Source organism: Enterobacter sp. C6, assembly GCF_008122455.1.
Classification (GTDB): Bacteria; Pseudomonadota; Gammaproteobacteria; order Enterobacterales; family Enterobacteriaceae; genus Enterobacter; species Enterobacter pseudoroggenkampii.
In genome coordinates, this window is sequence record NZ_QPFW01000166.1 from 1 (window position 1) to 17,188 (window position 17,188).

The following is a 17,188-nucleotide window of genomic DNA, read 5'->3' on the forward strand; positions in this document are numbered from 1 at the left end:
CAAAAATGGCGGCGGCGCTGGAGCTGGCGGCGGAAGATAACCGCAACGGCATTCCGACTCAGGCGGTGCTGTGCCTCGAAACCGGCGGCGTGCGCCTGCAGGAAGCGAATCTCGGCCTGGCGGCGATTGCCGATATCCACGCCGCGATTGTTGACCTGCGCCGCTACACCCCGGTGGTGGGAATTGTGGCCGGGACCGTGGGCTGCTTCGGCGGGATGTCCATCGCGGCAGCGCTGTGCAGCTACCTGATTGTGACCCGCGAAGCGCGTCTTGGCCTCAACGGCCCGCAGGTTATCGAGCAGGAGGCAGGCATTGAGGAGTACGACTCCCGCGACCGTCCGTTTATCTGGAGCATGACCGGCGGCGAAGTGCGCTATCAAAGCGGGCTGGTGGACGCGCTGGTGGGCGACGGCGTAAACGCGGTGAAAGCGGCGATGAACGACGCGATTGCGAAAGGCGTACCGGCGAAACACCGCACCGATAACTACGACGATTACCTGAACCGTCTGACGAATTTCGACACCCGCAAGCAGGCCGATGCCGAACAGATTAACGCGCTTTTTGCCCGGGAGGTGAAATGATGAGTAATTCAAAAAGCCGTGGCGAGCTCTGGCTGGAAACCCTCGCCCCGAATGCCAAACGTATCGAAGGGCTCTGCCCGTCCGTGCAGGCGGCAGACGGCGAGCTGAACGGTGAGGCGGTGCGCTTTGTGGCCGTGGTGCCGGATGCCCACAACCACTTCCCGCGCGCGGCGCAGGGCGAAGTCGGTCTGCTGGAAGGCTGGACGCTGGCGAAGGTGGTCAGCGAAACCGTCGCGGCGGATGCCGATAAAGCCGTCAAACGCCCGATTGTGGCGGTGATCGACGTCCCAAGCCAGGCCTATGGCCGTCGCGAAGAGGCGTTTGGTATTCATCAGGCGCTGGCCGGTGCGGCGGCAGCCTATGCTAACGCGCGCCTGGCCGGTCACCCGGTGATTGGGCTGATCGTCGGCAAGGCAATGTCCGGCGCGTTCCTGGCGCACGGCTACCAGGCCAACCGTCTGATCGCCTTTAATGACAAGGGCGTGCTGATCCATGCGATGGGCAAAGAGTCCGCGGCGCGCATCACGCTGCGAACCGTCGAGGCGCTGGAAAAACTGGCGGCGACCATTCCGCCCATGGCGTACGACATCGGCAACTACGCCACGCTGGGGCTGCTCTCTAACCTGCTGGATATCAGCAACCCGGATGCCCCCTCCGATAACGATCTAACGCTGGTGAAAACCACCCTGCAACAGGCCATCAGTGACGCTCGTCAGGACACCACCCTGAAAAACCGTCTGGGTGCTGACAACCGCCGCAGCTCGGCGCTCGTACGCGAACGTATGCGAGCCAGCTGGTAAGTAAAAAAAAGACCTGCCAGAGATGCAAACCCCGTGGGCGCGCCCGCTGCGCCCGCGCGGGAGCCTGCATCCTGAAAAATAATAAACATCGCACCAGTGCTAAAACTTTTTTTACTACAGGTGATTTATGACTTACGTAATTGTTCATGCTCTTGCACCGATTTTCGTCATCATGCTGCTGGGATTCTGGGCCGGTAAGGCAAAGATGGTCGATAACAAAAATGTATCCCTGCTCAATATCTTCGTAATGGATTTTGCACTGCCTGCCGCGCTGTTCAGCGCCACCGTGCAAACCCCGTGGACCGGCATCGTTGCCCAGTCGCCGCTGATCCTGGTGCTGACGCTGGCGATGTGGATCACCTATGCGGTCATCTACTTCCTTGCCACCGGCGTCTTTAAGAAATCGCCACAGGATGCGGCCGTGCTGACGCTCACCGTCGCGCTGCCCAACTATGCAGCGCTGGGTCTGCCGATTCTGGGCAGCGTGCTGGGCGAAGGCTCCTCTACGTCGCTCTCCGTCGCGGTCTCCATCGCCTGCGGTTCGGTGCTGATGACCCCGTTCTGCCTGCTCATTCTGGAGCGTGAAAAAGCGCGCGCTGAAGGCAATAGCTCCGGCTCAACGCTCTCGATGCTGCCGGTACTGATGTGGCGCTCCATTAAAAAACCGATCGTGATGGGCCCGCTGCTGGGCGTGATTTTGTCTGCCATCGGCATCAAAATGCCGGAGCTGGTGCTGGCGGCGATCAAACCGCTGGGACTGTCCGCGACCGCTGCGGCGCTGTTCCTGACCGGGGTGATCCTCTCTGCCCGTAAGCTGCAGATTAATACCATGGTCATCACCTCCACGATCGCTAAGCTGCTTATTCAGCCAGCCATCGCCTGGGGTATCGTCTTGATCTTTGGTCTGCACGGCTCCGTGGCGATCACCGCTATCCTGATGATTGCGCTGTCTGCGGGCTTCTTCGGCGTCGTGTTTGGTAACCGCTTTGGCGTGCAGTCGCCGGATGCAGAAGCCGTGCTGCTGTTAAGCTCCGTACTGTGTATCCTGTCGCTGCCGTTGTTTATCTCGCTGACTTCAGGAATGTAATCATGACCACAACATTACGCCCGCACGACCTCATCTGGCTTACCGCCCGCGATGCGCTGGAAGGCATCACCGAATCCTGGGTGGAGGCGGCCTGGCATACCGGCCTGCCGGTGGTGGTGCGGCGTGATGTTGACAGTGAAGGCCGGATCCCCGTTGGCGTGCGCGGACTGCGCCGCGACCAGCGGGCGGCCGGATGGGTGAAGCCCGAAAACGTGTTACGCGTGGTTTCACCGGAAGACCTGAGCGTTGCGGCCGATCTGCTGCGCTCGCCGTTTGTTACCCAGCCACCCGTTCAGGTGGCGCTTCAGCTTTCTCAGCAGGCGTGGCCGTGGACGTGGGGCATTACCGGCAGCACCGGCTACGCGCTGGCGACCGGTATTCCGGTTATTCATGCCGACAGCGATCTTGATCTGCTGATCCGCGCGCCGCGGCCCATTTCCCCCGATGCTTTTACCGCATGGCAGTCGCAGTTGAGCCGCGCACTGTGCCGTGCGGATACGCAGGTCGATACGCCCGAAGGGGGCTTTGCGCTGGCAGAGTGGCTGCGCGACGGCAAAACGCTGCTGAAAACCCGCCGAGGACCGCGCCTGGTGGCGGATCCGTGGCGCAGGGAGGAGTGATGAAAATAGTGTTTACCTTTCCGGGGCAGGGCACGCAGCACGAAGGTATGCTGCAAAATTTGCCGGGAACGGAACTGGCTCAGGCGCGTGCGGTACTGGGCAGCGAAGTCGATACGCTGGATAGTGCTGCCTCACTCGCTCACACCCGCGCGGTTCAGCTGTGTCTGCTGATTTCAGGCGTGGCCTGGGGGCGCGAGCTGGAGCGTCGCGGCGTGACGCCGGATATCGTCAGCGGGCTGTCCATCGGCGCTTATCCTGCAGCGGTTGTCGCAGGCGCACTGGACTTTACGGACGCGCTAAAGCTGGTGGCGCTGCGTGGCGATCTGATGGAGCAGGCGTATCCGCACGGCTACGGCCTGACGGCCATCATGGGCTTAACCCTGCCGCAGGTGGAAGACCTTATCCAGGGCACCGGGACCTACATTGCCAACCTGAATGCCGAAACGCAGATCGTGATTGCCGGAGCCGAACAAGGAATGGCGCAGGCGGCGGCACGCGCGCTGGCGAAAGGGGCGAGCAAGGCCAAACGGCTGGCGGTCAGCGTGCCGTCCCACTGCGAACTGCTGACAGCACCCGCGCAAAAGCTGGCAACGGCGTTTGAATCGGTCACGCTTTCACGCCCACGCTGCGCCTACCTGAGCGGCAGCACCGGGCGCGTGCTGTGGCAGCCGGAAAAGATCGCCGACGATCTGGCGATGAACATGGCGCGTACGGTGCGCTGGCAGGAGGCGATGATTTCAGCGAATGAACGCGAAGCCCGGCTGGCGATTGAAATGCCGCCTGGCGGCGTACTGACCTGCCTGACGCGTCAGGCGCCGTGGGAAGGAGAGACGATTTCACTGGAGCGCAGCGGGGTGGACGTGGCGGTGCATCTGGCGCGTCGGCTTCGCGGGTGAGTTTTTAGTCCGGTGGCGGCTACGCCTTACCGGGCCTACAGGTTCGGTTGCCTTGTTTTGTATCACGTACTTTCCTGCAGGCTGCGCGCATACATCCGCCCTTCGGCGGCTAATGCCCGCAGGCTCGGGTCCTGCTCGCGGTTGCGGGCAAAGACGATCGCGATCAGCTGCTGCATCTGGTACGGCTCCGCCAGCTTCAACAGCTGCACGGAATTCTCATACACTTTCTTCATCCTGCCCGGCATCAGCGTAAAACCAACGCCTGCCTGCACCAGGCTCAGCATCGAGAAGATGTCATTTACGCGCGTGACGATTTCCGGCTCGAACCCGGCGATATGAAAGGCTTCCTGAAACCCTGCATACGTGGCGAACCCTTCTGCCAGAGCGACAAATTTCTGGTCTTTGTAATCACGCAGATCCGCGGGTCCGCGAGTATTCAGCGTGGCGGAAGCCGGTGCGGCAAGGAAAATGTCGTCGTGGAACAGGGGCAGCACTTCGAGGCTGTTACGGTCAATGTCGCTTTCGGAGATGGAGATAAGAATCGCGTCCAGCGAGCCTTCATCCAGCATGTGCAGCAGGGTGTCGTTGGAGCCCATCGTCAGATCCATCTCCAGATCCGGACGGCGCAGCTTCATGCCCATGATCAGGCGCGGCACGGTTTCCAGGGTGAGCGAGTAGAGCGTCCCGACTCGCAGCCGCCCCTGACCGATCCCGGCAATTTTGCGCGACTCTTCCAGCCCGCGCTCCATCACCTGCATCACCTCCTGGCAATACTCCAGCAGCGTCCAGGCGGAAGGCAGGGCAATCAGGTTGCGCCCCTTATGGGTGAAGAGCGGGCAGCGTACGTTCTCTTCCAGGGTGTGCAGCGCACGGTGCACGCTGACGCCGCTCAGGCCCAGAGTTTCGGCGGTACGCGCAATATTCCCTTTCTCCATAAACGTCATGAAGATGCTGAGCTTGCGGAACGTAATCTCGCTCGTGATATCGAAACTCATAGCCCTCCCGGCGTGTTATTCAGCCTGCAGCATCGCTTCCAGCTGTTCCTGCGCGTCGAGCCACGCCATCTCGCACTCTTCGAGGCTGGATTTGGTTTTCGCCTGGGTTTGCAGGCAGTCCGTCAGCTCAGCCTTGCGGCTCTGGTCATACAGCCCGCTGTCGCCGAGCTTCTCTTCAACAGCGGCAAGCGTGGCGTTGAGTTTTTCCATCTCTTTTTCGAGACGGGTAATCTCTTTACGCAGCGGCTGCGTCTGAGTGCGCAGCTCCGCTTCACGGCGCTTCTGGTCTTTACGCGCCTGCGCGCTGTTGGCGTTATCTTTCGCGGACTCTTCCGGCTGGTTTTCCTGCTTCTGCACGTCCGTCAGCCACTGCTGGTAGTCTTCCAGATCGCCGTCGAACGATTCGACTTTGCCATCGTGCACTAAATAGAGATCGTCCGTGGTGGAGCGGATCAGGTGACGGTCGTGCGAAACCACCACCAGCGCGCCTTCGAACTCAATCAGCGCTTCGGTCAGCGCCTGACGCATATCGAGATCCAGGTGGTTGGTCGGTTCATCGAGCAGCAGCAGGTTCGGTCGCTGCCAGACGATCAGCGCCAGCACCAGACGGGCCTTTTCGCCGCCGGAGAAGCGCTCGGTGTTTTCCGTCACCTTATCGCCCTGGAAGCCGAAGCCGCCGAGATAGTCGCGCAGCTTCTGCTCCATCTCCTGCGGTGCCAGACGCGCGAGGTGCTGAATCGGCGATTCATCCGCGCGTAAAAATTCCAGCTGATGCTGGGCGAAGTAGCCAAGCTTGATGCCCTTCGCCAGGCCGATTTCACCGCTGACCGGGCTAAGCTCGCCCGCCAGCAGCTTGATCAGCGTCGATTTACCGGCACCGTTACGCCCCAGCAGGCCAATGCGCGAACCCGGCACCAGGTTGAGCTTGATAGAATCGAGAATAATGCGGTCGGCATAGCCCGCGCTGACCTTCTCCATCTTCAGCAGCGGGTTCGGCAGACTTTCCGGCTCGCGGAAGCTGAAGTGGAACGGGTTATCCACGTGCGCCGGGGCAATCATCTCCATGCGTTCCAGCATCTTGATGCGGCTCTGGGCCTGCTTGGCTTTTGAGGCTTTGGCCTTAAAGCGATCCACGAAGCTCTGCAGGTGCGCCACGCGCTGCTGCTGGCTTTCGTACATGGACTGCTGCTGGGCAAGGCGCGTCGCGCGCTGACGCTCGAAGGAGCTGTAGTTGCCGGTGTACTCGAACATCGTTTGCTGTTCGATGTGAATGATTTTATCCACCACCGGGTCGAGGAAGTCGCGGTCGTGGGAGATCAGAATCAGAGTGCCCTGATAGCTCTTGAGCCACTTCTCCAGCCAAATAACCGCATCGAGATCGAGGTGGTTGGTCGGTTCATCGAGCAGCAGCAGGTCAGAGCGGCAGATCAGCGCCTGCGCCAGGTTGAGTCGCATACGCCAGCCGCCGGAGAAGTCGCTGACCGGGCGTTCCAGCTGTTCATTGCTGAAGCCCAGGCCGTGCAGCAGGCTGGAGGCGCGGGAGCGAATGGTCCACGCGTCAATGGCGTCCAGCTTGCCGTGAACGGTGGCAATGGCGTGGCCGTCGTTGCGCTCGTTAGCGGCGTTAAGTTCCGCCTCGAGCTTACGGTATTCCCGGTCGCCGTCGATAACATAGTCGAGTGCCGGTTCGCTCAGCGCCGGCGTCTCCTGGTTTACCCAAGCGAGCTGCCAGTTCCCCGGGAAGGTAAAGTTACCGCCATCCGCGCTAATCTCGTTTTTCAGCAGTGCCAGCAGGGTGGATTTACCACAGCCGTTTTTGCCGACCAGGCCCACTTTTTGGCCCGGGTTGATGGTAGCAGTGGCGTTATCCAGCAGGACGCGCACGCCGCGACGAATTTGTAACGAGGAGAAAACAATCATAGAAGCGCCGTATGTTCCGACTATGTTAATTTGTCATTATGATAATGTAAGGTGTGGGCCATTTTCCGCACCGGGCCGCCATGGTAGCCCAAAACAACGACGATACACAAAAACAGAAACAAGACCGGGAGGGGAATGATGTCTCAGACAGCAAAAGTGCTGCTGCTGTATGCCCATCCGGAATCTCAGGACTCGGTGGCAAACCGGGTGCTGCTTAAGCCGGCCACACAGCTCAGCAACGTGACGGTGCACGATCTCTACGCGCACTATCCTGATTTCTTTATTGATATCCCTTACGAGCAGGAACTGCTGCGTCAGCATGACGTCATTGTGTTCCAGCATCCGCTTTACACCTACAGCTGTCCGGCGCTGCTCAAAGAGTGGCTGGACCGCGTGCTGAGCCGGGGCTTCTCCAGCGGGGTGGGGGGCAACCAGCTGGCGGGAAAGTACTGGCGTAGTGTGATCACCACCGGAGAGCCGGAAAGTGCTTACCGCCACGACGGGCTGAACCGCTATCCGATGAGCGATATTCTGCGGCCTTTCGAGCTGACGGCGGCGATGTGCCGTATGCACTGGATGAGCCCGATTATTGTCTACTGGGCCCGACGTCAGGATCCGAAAGAACTGGCCAGCCACGCCAGAGCCTATGGTGAATGGCTGGCGTCACCGATTCCGGCAGGAGGTCGTTAATGGAAGGATCGAATTTGCTCCTCGCCGGGGTGCTGTTTTTATTTGCGGCCGTCGTCGCGGTGCCGCTTGCGGCACGCATTGGTATCGGTGCGGTGTTGGGGTATCTGCTGGCGGGGATCGCGATTGGCCCTTGGGGACTGGGATTTATCAGCGATGTAGATGAGATTCTCCATTTCTCCGAACTGGGCGTGGTGTTCCTGATGTTCATCATCGGGCTGGAACTGAATCCTTCGAAATTGTGGCAACTCCGACGCTCTATCTTTGGCGTGGGCGCCGCGCAGGTGATGTTCAGCGCCGCGATCCTGGGTGGCCTGTTAATGCTGACCAACTTTTCATGGCAGGCGGCGGTGATTGGCGGGATAGGCCTTGCGATGTCGTCGACGGCGATGGCGCTGCAGCTGATGCGCGATAAAGGGATGAATCGCAACGAAGCCGGCCAGCTCGGCTTTTCGGTGCTGCTGTTCCAGGATTTGGCAGTCATCCCGGCTCTGGCGCTGGTGCCGCTGCTGGCGGGGTCCGGAGACGATCACTTCGACTGGGCGAAAATCGCCATGAAGGTGCTGGCCTTCGCGGGCATGCTGATTGGCGGTCGTTTCCTGTTACGTCCCGTATTCCGCTTTATTGCCGCGTCGGGCGTTCGCGAGGTATTTACCGCCGCGACGCTGCTGCTGGTGCTGGGGTCGGCGTTGTTTATGGACGCGCTGGGGCTGTCGATGGCGCTCGGGACCTTTATCGCCGGGGTGCTGCTGGCGGAGAGCGAGTATCGGCACGAGCTGGAAATTGCCATCGATCCCTTCAAAGGGCTGCTGTTAGGCCTGTTCTTTATTTCGGTGGGGATGGCGCTCAACCTTGGCGTGCTCTATACCCATCTGCTGTGGGTTGTGGTGAGCGTCGCCATCCTGGTGGCGGTGAAAACGCTGGTGCTGTACGTCATGGCGCGCATTTATGGCTTGCGCAGTTCGGAACGCATGCAGTTTGCCAGCGTGTTAAGCCAGGGGGGCGAGTTCGCGTTTGTGCTGTTCTCTACCGCCTCCTCCCAGAAGTTGTTTAAAGACGATCAGATGGCGCTTTTGCTGGTAACGGTCACGCTGTCGATGATGACCACGCCGCTGCTGATGAAGCTGGTGGATAAACTGCTGTCGCGCCGCCTGAATCCCACTGACGATGAAGACGAAGCACCGTGGGTGGAAGACGACAAGCCGCAGGTGATTGTGGTGGGCTTTGGTCGTTTTGGACAGGTTATCGGGCGTTTGCTGATGGCGAACAAAATGCGCATTACGGTGCTGGAGCGCGATATCAGCGCGGTTAACCTGATGCGTAAATATGGCTATAAGGTTTACTACGGCGACGCGACCCAGCTTGAGCTGCTGCGCTCGGCGGGGGCGGAAGCGGCAGAGTCCATCGTGATTACCTGTAACGATCCGGAAGATACGATGAAGCTGGTGGAGCTGTGCCAGCAGCATTTCCCGCATCTGCATATTCTGGCGCGTGCGCGGGGACGTGTTGAAGCTCACGAATTATTGCAGGCGGGTGTGAAACACTTCTCCCGTGAGACGTTCTCCAGCGCGCTGGAGCTGGGCCGTAAGGCGCTGATCTCGCTCGGCATGCATCCGCATCAGGCGCAGCGCGCCCAGATGCACTTCCGCCGGCTGGATATGCGGATGCTGCGCGAGCTGATGCCGGTCCATACCGATACGGCGCAGATCTCCCGCGTGCGGGAAGCGCGTCGCGAGCTGGAGGAGATCTTCCAGCGCGAGATGCAGCAGGAACGACGCCAGCTCGATGGCTGGGATGAGTTTGAATAAAGGGTAACGAAAGATGGCTGTACGTAAACGCTTTATCGCGGGTGCAAAATGCCCGACCTGCCAGGCGCAAGATACCCTGGCGATGTGGCGGGAAAATAATATTGATGTTGTTGAGTGTGTTAAGTGCGGTCACCAGATGCGTGAGGCCGACAAAGAGGCCCGCGATCACGTTCGCAAAGAAGAGCAAGTTATCGGGATTTTTCATCCGGACTAGCGATATGCCCTGAGTTTTTTTAAGCTAAAGGGTACACAGGTGCAGATTTCCGCTACAATCTGCGCCAGCAATTTTCCCACGCTCAGGAGATATCATGAAAGTAGCAAAAGACCTGGTGGTCAGCCTGGCCTATCAGGTACGTACAGAAGACGGTGTGTTGGTTGATGAGTCTCCGGTGAGTGCGCCGCTTGACTACCTGCATGGTCACGGTTCCCTGATTTCCGGCCTGGAAAACGCGCTGGAAGGTCATGAAGTTGGCGACAAATTTGACGTTGCTGTAGGCGCGAACGACGCTTACGGTCAGTATGATGACAACCTGGTTCAGCGCGTTCCTAAAGACGTGTTCATGGGCGTTGACGAACTGCAGGTTGGCATGCGCTTCCTGGCTGAAACTGACCAGGGCCCGGTTCCTGTTGAAATCACCGAAGTGGAAGATGACCACGTCGTGGTTGACGGTAACCACATGCTGGCTGGCCAGAACCTGAAGTTCAACGTAGAAGTTGTTGCGATCCGTGAAGCGACCGAAGAAGAGCTGGCTCATGGCCACGTTCACGGTGCGCACGGTCACGACCATGACCACGATCACGGCCACGACGGTTGCTGCGGTGGTCACGGCCACGACCATGGTCACGACCATGATCACGGTAAAGGTGGTTGCGGTAACGGCGGCTGCGGTTGCCACTAATTCCGTCATGCGGAAAATAAAAAAGCGGGATAATCCCGCTTTTTTTACGCCTCAATAATGAGGAGGTGGCGTCTCTTCTGACTGAGAGGCAATGTTTGACGGCTGCGTGGCCTTCAGCTTTTCCGTCAGCAGGCGCATATGATCCCGCAGTTTTGCCATTTCGAGTTCATGTGCGGTCACGGTCTGGTTTAGCTCTTCGATGGTGATGTCCTGAAAAGCCAGGCGGCTTTCCAGCTCAGCCATTCTCGCTTCTAATGCTGTATCCTTCATCATTCACCTCGTTTATTTCAGATTCGCCATATTGGTCCTGCGGCGGCGCAGTTTAACTGAGTTTATCCTTAAGTACAGTCCGCATCCCCTTGGCAGGAAACTTATTTAAACAAAAATAGTCTGAAAAGTGGCGAGAATTGGAAGTGTCTGTCTGTAGATTTCTTCCGCAACGTTTTATAGTACGTAACTCATTTACGTTTAACGCTGGGGTGAGAGTCCCCAGGCCCTGGAGATATGGATGAAATCACTGTTTAAAGTAACGCTGCTGGCGACGACGATGGCTGTTGCGCTGAACGCGCCGCTGTCATTCGCTGCTGATACTGCTGCGAAGCCTGCTGCCACTGCAGACAGCAAAGCGGCGTTCAAAAATGACGACCAGAAATCCGCCTATGCACTGGGCGCATCTCTGGGCCGTTACATGGAAAACTCTCTGAAAGAACAAGAGAAACTGGGCATCAAACTGGATAAAGCTCAGCTGATCGCGGGCGTTCAGGACGCATTTGCAGATAAGAGCAAACTGTCTGACCAGGAAATTGAACAGACTCTGCAGGCGTTTGAAGCGCGCGTGAAGGGTGCCGCGCAGACTAAGATGGACGCGGACGCTAAAGACAACGAAGCGAAAGGCAAAGCCTACCGCGACACCTTTGCTAAAGAGAAGGGTGTGAAAACCTCTTCGACTGGCCTGGTGTACAAAGTTGAGAAAGAAGGCACCGGCGATGCGCCTAAAGACAGCGACACCGTTGTTGTGAACTACAAAGGTACGCTGATCGACGGTAAAGAGTTCGATAACTCTTACACCCGCGGTGAGCCGCTCTCCTTCCGTCTGGATGGTGTGATCCCTGGCTGGACTGAGGGCCTGAAAAACATCAAGAAAGGCGGCAAGATCAAGATGGTTATCCCACCGGATCTGGCCTATGGCAAAACCGGCGTGCCGGGTATCCCTGCCAACTCTACGCTGGTCTTTGACGTAGAGCTGCTGGACATCAAACCGGCACCGAAAGCGGATGCCAAGGCAGACGCGCCGGCTGACGATAAAGCCGCTGCTGCTAAGAAGTAATGCTGAAAAAAAACCGCCGCCTTTAAGGCGGCGGTTTTTTATTGTGGGGCAGATATAATTAACACTGGAAAGCGTTAGGCACGCTGTATTAATTTAGTTGTCCGTGTAGATAATGAGCCTGCCCTGAAAACCTAACGACAGGCTCCTGAAAAGGAGTGTTTTTTTCATGTCCAGGTCGCTTTTAACCAACGAAACCAGTGAACTTGATTTGCTGGATCAACGTCCTTTCGATCAGACCGACTTCGATATTCTGAAATCCTATGAAGCGGTAGTGGACGGGTTAGCGATGCTCATTGGCTCCCACTGCGAAATCGTATTGCACTCCCTGCAAGATCTGAAGTGCTCCGCCATCCGCATTGCGAATGGTGAGCATACTGGCCGTAAAATTGGTTCGCCAATTACCGACCTTGCATTGCGTATGCTGCATGACATGACCGGCGCGGACAGCAGCGTCTCCAAATGCTATTTCACCCGCGCCAAAAGCGGCGTGCTGATGAAATCTGAAACCATCGCGATTCGAAACCGCGAGCATCGTGTTATTGGGCTGCTGTGCATCAACATGAACCTTGATGTGCCATTCTCGCAAATCATGAGCACCTTTATTCCGCCAGAAACGCCGGACGTTGGCTCTTCTGTTAACTTTGCCTCCTCCGTTGAAGATCTGGTGACGCAGACGCTTGAGTTTACGATTGAAGAGGTGAATGCCGATCGCAACGTCTCGAACAACGCCAAGAATCGTCAGATCGTGCTCAATCTCTATGAAAAAGGGATTTTTGATATTAAAGACGCCATCAACCAGGTGGCCGATCGTCTGAACATCTCCAAGCACACGGTCTACCTCTATATTCGTCAGTTCAAAAGCGGCGATTTCCTGGGACAAGACAAGTAATGCGTTTTGCGTTAATGGTGACAGGCCCGGCGTACGGGACTCAGCAGGCCAGCAGCGCGCTGCAGTTTGCACATGCGCTACTGGCGGCTGGACATGAGCTGGCGAGCGTCTTCTTCTATCGGGAAGGGGTGTATAACGCGAACCAGTTTACGTCGCCGGCGAGCGATGAGTTCGATCTGGTGCGCGCCTGGCAGGCATTAAACGAAAAGCAGGGCGTAGAACTGCACATCTGCGTGGCGGCGGCACTGCGCCGCGGGGTGGCCGATGCAACCGAAGCCGCGCGTTCTGGTTTATCGGGTTCTAATCTGCAGCCCGGTTTTTCGTTGAGTGGTCTGGGTGCACTGGCACAGGCGGCATTAACCTGCGACAGAGTGGTGCAATTCTGATGAAGCGCGTGGCATTTGTTTTTACGTCTGCGCCGCACGGCAGCGCTTCCGGCCGCGAAGGGCTGGATGCGTTACTTGCGACGTCCGCGCTGACCGAAGATATCGGCGTCTTCTTTTTGGGGGACGGGGTGTTTCAGCTTCTGGCGGGTCAGCAGCCACAGGCCATTCTGGCGCGGGATTACATCGCGACCTTCAAAGTGTTGCCGCTGTACGACATTGAAACCCTGTATGTCTGCGCCGATTCGCTGGCCGCTCGCGGTTTGGATGATAAGACGCCTTTCGTGCTGGATGTGACCGTCCTGTCTTCTGCTGCATTGCGCGAACACCTTTCCCACTACGACACCGTTCTGACTTTCTGAGGCTGACATGCTCCATACTCTGAGCCATTCACCGTGGCAATGTGATATCGACGCGTTACTGAGTATGCTGCGCGAAGGTGATGACCTGCTGCTAATTCAGGACGGCGTGCTTGCTGCACTGGAAGGCAGTCGTTTCGTTGAAATTCTCACGAACGCCCCCATAACAGTCTCTGCGCTGAAAGACGATCTGGATGCGCGGGGTCTTTCTGGTCAAATTTCAGCCAAAATTGACGTGGTTGGCTATACTGATTTCGTCAATCTTACTGTGACGCACGCCAGTCAAATGAACTGGTGATCTGAGATCGCTGTATATTTCTTGACACCTTTTCGACGTAGCCCTAAAATTTCGCGTCCTCATATTGTATGAGGTCGATTTATTACGTGTTTACGAAGCAAAAGCTAAAACCAGGAGCTATTTAATGGCAACAGTTAACCAGCTGGTACGCAAACCACGTGCACGCAAAGTTGCGAAAAGCAACGTGCCTGCGCTGGAAGCCTGCCCGCAGAAACGTGGCGTATGTACTCGTGTATATACCACCACTCCTAAAAAACCAAACTCCGCACTGCGTAAAGTATGCCGTGTGCGTTTGACTAACGGTTTCGAAGTGACTTCCTACATCGGTGGTGAAGGTCACAACCTGCAGGAGCACTCCGTGATCCTGATCCGTGGCGGTCGTGTTAAAGACCTTCCGGGTGTTCGTTACCACACCGTTCGTGGTGCGCTGGACTGCTCAGGTGTTAAAGACCGTAAGCAGGCTCGCTCCAAGTACGGCGTGAAGCGTCCTAAGGCTTAATGGTTCTCCGTTAAGTAAGGCCAAACTGATTTATCTTAATGTCACACTAAACTCTTTGAGTTTTGGACAATCCTGAATTAACAACGGAGTATTCCCATGCCACGTCGTCGCGTCATTGGTCAGCGTAAAATTCTTCCAGATCCGAAATTCGGATCAGAACTGCTGGCAAAATTTGTAAATATCCTGATGGTAGATGGTAAAAAATCTACTGCAGAAGCAATCGTATACAGCGCGCTTGAGACCCTGGCTCAGCGTTCTGGTAAAAATGAACTGGAAGCTTTCGAAGTCGCTCTCGACAACGTTCGCCCAACTGTAGAAGTTAAGTCCCGCCGCGTTGGTGGTTCTACTTATCAGGTTCCAGTTGAAGTTCGTCCGGTTCGTCGTAATGCCCTGGCAATGCGTTGGATCGTTGAAGCTGCTCGTAAACGCGGTGATAAATCCATGGCTCTGCGTCTGGCGAACGAACTTTCTGATGCTGCAGACAACAAAGGTACTGCAGTTAAGAAACGTGAAGACGTTCACCGTATGGCAGAAGCCAACAAGGCGTTCGCACACTACCGTTGGTAATCCCTTCGGAGTCTTAGTCACCAGGCGGGCGCTTCAGAGAAGCCGCCCGCTCTGGGTAACTTAACTGAACGCCTAAAGATATAAACGAGGAATCAAATGGCTCGTACAACACCCATCGCACGCTACCGTAACATCGGTATCAGTGCGCACATCGACGCCGGTAAAACCACTACTACCGAACGTATTCTGTTCTACACCGGTGTAAACCACAAAATCGGTGAAGTTCATGACGGCGCAGCCACCATGGACTGGATGGAACAGGAGCAGGAGCGTGGTATCACTATCACCTCCGCAGCGACTACTGCATTCTGGTCAGGTATGGCTAAGCAGTACGAACCGCATCGCGTAAACATCATCGACACCCCAGGGCACGTTGACTTCACCATCGAAGTAGAACGTTCCATGCGTGTTCTTGACGGCGCGGTAATGGTTTATTGCGCAGTTGGTGGTGTTCAGCCACAGTCTGAAACCGTATGGCGTCAGGCAAACAAATATAAAGTTCCACGCATCGCGTTCGTTAACAAAATGGACCGTATGGGTGCTAACTTCCTGAAAGTTGTTGGTCAGATCAAAACCCGTCTGGGCGCGAACCCTGTTCCGCTGCAGCTGGCAATTGGTGCTGAAGAAGGCTTCACCGGTGTTATCGACCTGGTGAAAATGAAAGCCATCAACTGGAACGATGCAGACCAGGGCGTTACCTTCGAATACGAAGATATCCCGGCTGCAATGCAGGACCTGGCTGACGAATGGCACCAGAACCTGATCGAATCCGCTGCTGAAGCTTCTGAAGAGCTGATGGAGAAATACCTGGGTGGTGAAGAACTGACTGAAGAAGAGATCAAAAAAGCTCTGCGTCAGCGCGTTCTGAACAACGAAATTATCCTGGTAACCTGTGGTTCTGCGTTCAAGAACAAAGGTGTTCAGGCGATGCTGGATGCGGTAGTTGACTACCTGCCATCCCCGGTTGACGTTCCTGCGATCAACGGCATCCTGGACGACGGTAAAGATACCCCGGCTGAGCGTCACGCAAGCGACGAAGAGCCATTCTCTGCACTGGCGTTCAAAATTGCTACCGACCCATTCGTGGGTAACCTGACCTTCTTCCGCGTTTACTCTGGTGTGGTTAACTCCGGTGACACCATCCTGAACTCCGTGAAAGCGGCGCGTGAGCGTTTTGGCCGTATCGTACAGATGCACGCTAACAAACGTGAAGAGATCAAAGAAGTTCGTGCGGGCGACATCGCTGCAGCTATCGGTCTGAAAGACGTGACCACTGGTGACACCCTGTGTGACCCGGATCACCCGATCATTCTGGAGCGTATGGAATTCCCAGAGCCGGTAATCTCCATCGCAGTTGAACCAAAAACCAAAGCTGACCAGGAAAAAATGGGTCTGGCTCTGGGCCGTCTGGCGAAAGAAGACCCATCATTCCGCGTATGGACTGATGAAGAATCTAACCAGACCATCATCGCTGGTATGGGTGAACTGCACCTGGACATCATCGTTGACCGTATGAAGCGTGAATTCAACGTTGAAGCGAACGTGGGTAAACCTCAGGTTGCTTACCGCGAAGCGATTCGCGCGAAAGTTACCGACATTGAAGGTAAACACGCTAAGCAGTCTGGTGGTCGCGGTCAGTACGGTCACGTTGTGATCGACATGTACCCACTGGAGCCGGGCTCTAACCCGAAAGGTTACGAGTTCATCAACGACATCAAAGGTGGTGTAATTCCTGGCGAATACATCCCAGCCGTTGATAAAGGCATCCAGGAACAGCTGAAAGCGGGCCCTCTGGCTGGCTATCCGGTTGTTGACATGGGTGTTCGTCTGCACTTCGGTTCTTACCACGACGTTGACTCCTCTGAACTGGCGTTTAAACTGGCTGCGTCTATTGCCTTTAAAGAAGGCTTTAAGAAAGCAAAACCAGTTCTGCTTGAGCCAATCATGAAGGTTGAAGTAGAAACTCCTGAAGAGAACACCGGTGACGTTATCGGTGACTTGAGCCGTCGTCGCGGTATGCTGCGTGGTCAGGAATCCGAAGTAACTGGCGTTAAGATCCACGCTGAAGTTCCGCTGTCTGAAATGTTCGGATATGCAACTCAGCTGCGTTCTCTGACCAAAGGTCGTGCATCATACACCATGGAATTCCTGAAGTATGATGATGCGCCTAACAACGTTGCTCAGGCCGTTATTGAAGCCCGTGGTAAGTAATCCACAGGATTAAAACCTAAGTCCCGTGCTCTCTCCACAGGGGAGAGCACTATAGTAAGGAATATAGCCGTGTCTAAAGAAAAATTTGAACGTACAAAACCGCACGTCAACGTTGGTACTATCGGCCACGTTGACCATGGTAAAACTACCCTGACTGCTGCAATCACTACCGTTCTGGCTAAAACCTACGGTGGTTCTGCTCGTGCATTCGACCAGATCGATAACGCACCAGAAGAAAAAGCACGTGGTATCACCATCAACACTTCCCACGTTGAATATGACACCCCGACTCGCCACTACGCACACGTAGACTGCCCAGGCCACGCCGACTATGTTAAAAACATGATCACCGGTGCTGCGCA

The 17,188-nt window shown here is 56.4% G+C and carries 21 protein-coding genes; 18 read left to right on the forward strand and 3 right to left on the reverse strand.

All coding sequences use genetic code 11. The features are described 5' to 3' along the window. The 5 genes from DOU50_RS04615 to mdcH form a co-directional block, all read left to right on the forward strand. Nucleotides 1–581 (forward strand): biotin-independent malonate decarboxylase subunit beta (locus tag DOU50_RS04615; RefSeq protein WP_148768910.1); only part of this gene is annotated, 581 nt, incomplete at its 5' end. Next, on the forward strand, nt 581–1,381 hold the full coding sequence (mdcE, locus tag DOU50_RS04620; RefSeq protein ID WP_148768917.1) for a biotin-independent malonate decarboxylase subunit gamma: 801 nt from the start codon (nt 581–583) through the stop codon (nt 1,379–1,381). The genes DOU50_RS04615 and mdcE, both read left to right, overlap by 1 nt. A 127-nt stretch (nt 1,382–1,508) precedes the next feature. After that, the gene (locus DOU50_RS04625) at nt 1,509–2,468 is read left to right on the forward strand and encodes an AEC family transporter (RefSeq protein WP_021242215.1); all 960 of its coding nucleotides are present in this window, start codon (nt 1,509–1,511) and stop codon (nt 2,466–2,468) included. A gap of 2 nt (nt 2,469–2,470) precedes the next feature. Next, complete coding sequence (locus DOU50_RS04630) at nt 2,471–3,088, forward strand: malonate decarboxylase holo-ACP synthase (protein ID WP_148768911.1); 618 nt, start codon at nt 2,471–2,473, stop codon at nt 3,086–3,088. Next, nucleotides 3,088–3,984 carry a malonate decarboxylase subunit epsilon gene (mdcH, locus tag DOU50_RS04635; protein ID WP_148768912.1) on the forward strand — a complete coding sequence of 299 codons (897 nt, stop codon included), beginning with the start codon at nt 3,088–3,090 and terminating at the stop codon, nt 3,982–3,984. Before DOU50_RS04630 ends, mdcH begins: the two co-directional genes overlap by 1 nt. A 62-nt stretch (nt 3,985–4,046) precedes the next feature. Here mdcH and DOU50_RS04640 read toward each other — a convergent pair whose 3' ends face one another. Beyond that, entirely contained in the window at nt 4,047–4,979 is a 933-nt protein-coding gene (locus DOU50_RS04640) for a LysR family transcriptional regulator (RefSeq protein WP_148768913.1), read from the reverse strand. A gap of 15 nt (nt 4,980–4,994) precedes the next feature. Then, nucleotides 4,995–6,899 carry an ABC transporter ATP-binding protein gene (locus DOU50_RS04645; RefSeq protein ID WP_148768914.1) on the reverse strand — a complete coding sequence of 635 codons (1,905 nt, stop codon included), beginning with the start codon at nt 6,897–6,899 and terminating at the stop codon, nt 4,995–4,997. A gap of 135 nt (nt 6,900–7,034) precedes the next feature. Between DOU50_RS04645 and kefG the strand changes: the two genes are divergently transcribed. The 4 genes from kefG to slyD all read left to right on the forward strand — a co-directional run bounded on the left by kefG (nt 7,035) and on the right by slyD (nt 10,293). Next, nucleotides 7,035–7,589: a glutathione-regulated potassium-efflux system ancillary protein KefG gene (gene kefG, locus DOU50_RS04650; protein WP_021242220.1), complete on the forward strand. Its 555-nt coding sequence runs from the start codon at nt 7,035–7,037 to the stop codon at nt 7,587–7,589. After that, the gene (kefB, locus tag DOU50_RS04655; protein ID WP_024907946.1) at nt 7,589–9,394 is read left to right on the forward strand and encodes a glutathione-regulated potassium-efflux system protein KefB; all 1,806 of its coding nucleotides are present in this window, start codon (nt 7,589–7,591) and stop codon (nt 9,392–9,394) included. Before kefG ends, kefB begins: the two co-directional genes overlap by 1 nt. 13 nt (nt 9,395–9,407) lie before the next feature. After that, entirely contained in the window at nt 9,408–9,608 is a 201-nt protein-coding gene (locus DOU50_RS04660) for a YheV family putative zinc ribbon protein (RefSeq protein WP_010436300.1), read from the forward strand. 94 nt (nt 9,609–9,702) lie between these two features. After that, the gene (gene slyD, locus DOU50_RS04665) at nt 9,703–10,293 is read left to right on the forward strand and encodes a peptidylprolyl isomerase (RefSeq protein WP_024907947.1); all 591 of its coding nucleotides are present in this window, start codon (nt 9,703–9,705) and stop codon (nt 10,291–10,293) included. A 51-nt stretch (nt 10,294–10,344) separates the two neighbouring features. On the opposite strand, the gene DOU50_RS04670 is transcribed toward slyD, so the two are convergent. Next, nucleotides 10,345–10,563: a protein SlyX gene (locus DOU50_RS04670; protein WP_024907948.1), complete on the reverse strand. Its 219-nt coding sequence runs from the start codon at nt 10,561–10,563 to the stop codon at nt 10,345–10,347. 238 nt (nt 10,564–10,801) lie between these two features. On the opposite strand from DOU50_RS04670, the gene fkpA reads away from it, so the two are divergent. From fkpA to DOU50_RS04715, 9 genes are all read left to right on the forward strand, one after another. After that, nucleotides 10,802–11,620 (forward strand): FKBP-type peptidyl-prolyl cis-trans isomerase, encoded by an 819-nt coding sequence (fkpA, locus tag DOU50_RS04675; protein ID WP_023309460.1) that lies wholly within the window; start codon nt 10,802–10,804, stop codon nt 11,618–11,620. Between the two features lie 166 nt (nt 11,621–11,786). Beyond that, a complete protein-coding gene (locus DOU50_RS04680) occupies nt 11,787–12,509 on the forward strand; it encodes a helix-turn-helix transcriptional regulator (RefSeq protein WP_003861697.1) in 723 nt (240 codons plus the stop codon). After that, nucleotides 12,509–12,895 carry a sulfurtransferase complex subunit TusD gene (gene tusD / locus DOU50_RS04685; RefSeq protein ID WP_148768915.1) on the forward strand — a complete coding sequence of 129 codons (387 nt, stop codon included), beginning with the start codon at nt 12,509–12,511 and terminating at the stop codon, nt 12,893–12,895. The genes DOU50_RS04680 and tusD overlap by 1 nt, the downstream gene beginning before the upstream one ends. After that, a complete protein-coding gene (gene tusC / locus DOU50_RS04690) occupies nt 12,895–13,254 on the forward strand; it encodes a sulfurtransferase complex subunit TusC (RefSeq protein WP_148768916.1) in 360 nt (119 codons plus the stop codon). The genes tusD and tusC overlap by 1 nt, the downstream gene beginning before the upstream one ends. A gap of 7 nt (nt 13,255–13,261) precedes the next feature. After that, nucleotides 13,262–13,549 carry a sulfurtransferase complex subunit TusB gene (gene tusB / locus DOU50_RS04695; RefSeq protein ID WP_024907951.1) on the forward strand — a complete coding sequence of 96 codons (288 nt, stop codon included), beginning with the start codon at nt 13,262–13,264 and terminating at the stop codon, nt 13,547–13,549. Nucleotides 13,550–13,673: 124 nt separating this feature from the next. Then, nucleotides 13,674–14,048 (forward strand): 30S ribosomal protein S12, encoded by a 375-nt coding sequence (gene rpsL, locus DOU50_RS04700; RefSeq protein ID WP_000246815.1) that lies wholly within the window; start codon nt 13,674–13,676, stop codon nt 14,046–14,048. 96 nt (nt 14,049–14,144) lie between these two features. After that, nucleotides 14,145–14,615 (forward strand): 30S ribosomal protein S7, encoded by a 471-nt coding sequence (rpsG, locus tag DOU50_RS04705; RefSeq protein ID WP_004106370.1) that lies wholly within the window; start codon nt 14,145–14,147, stop codon nt 14,613–14,615. Between the two features lie 96 nt (nt 14,616–14,711). Continuing rightward, nucleotides 14,712–16,826: an elongation factor G gene (fusA, locus tag DOU50_RS04710; RefSeq protein ID WP_008503004.1), complete on the forward strand. Its 2,115-nt coding sequence runs from the start codon at nt 14,712–14,714 to the stop codon at nt 16,824–16,826. Between the two features lie 69 nt (nt 16,827–16,895). Continuing rightward, the coding region (locus tag DOU50_RS04715; RefSeq protein WP_038878821.1) for a GTP-binding protein at nt 16,896–17,188 on the forward strand (293 nt) is incomplete at its 3' end.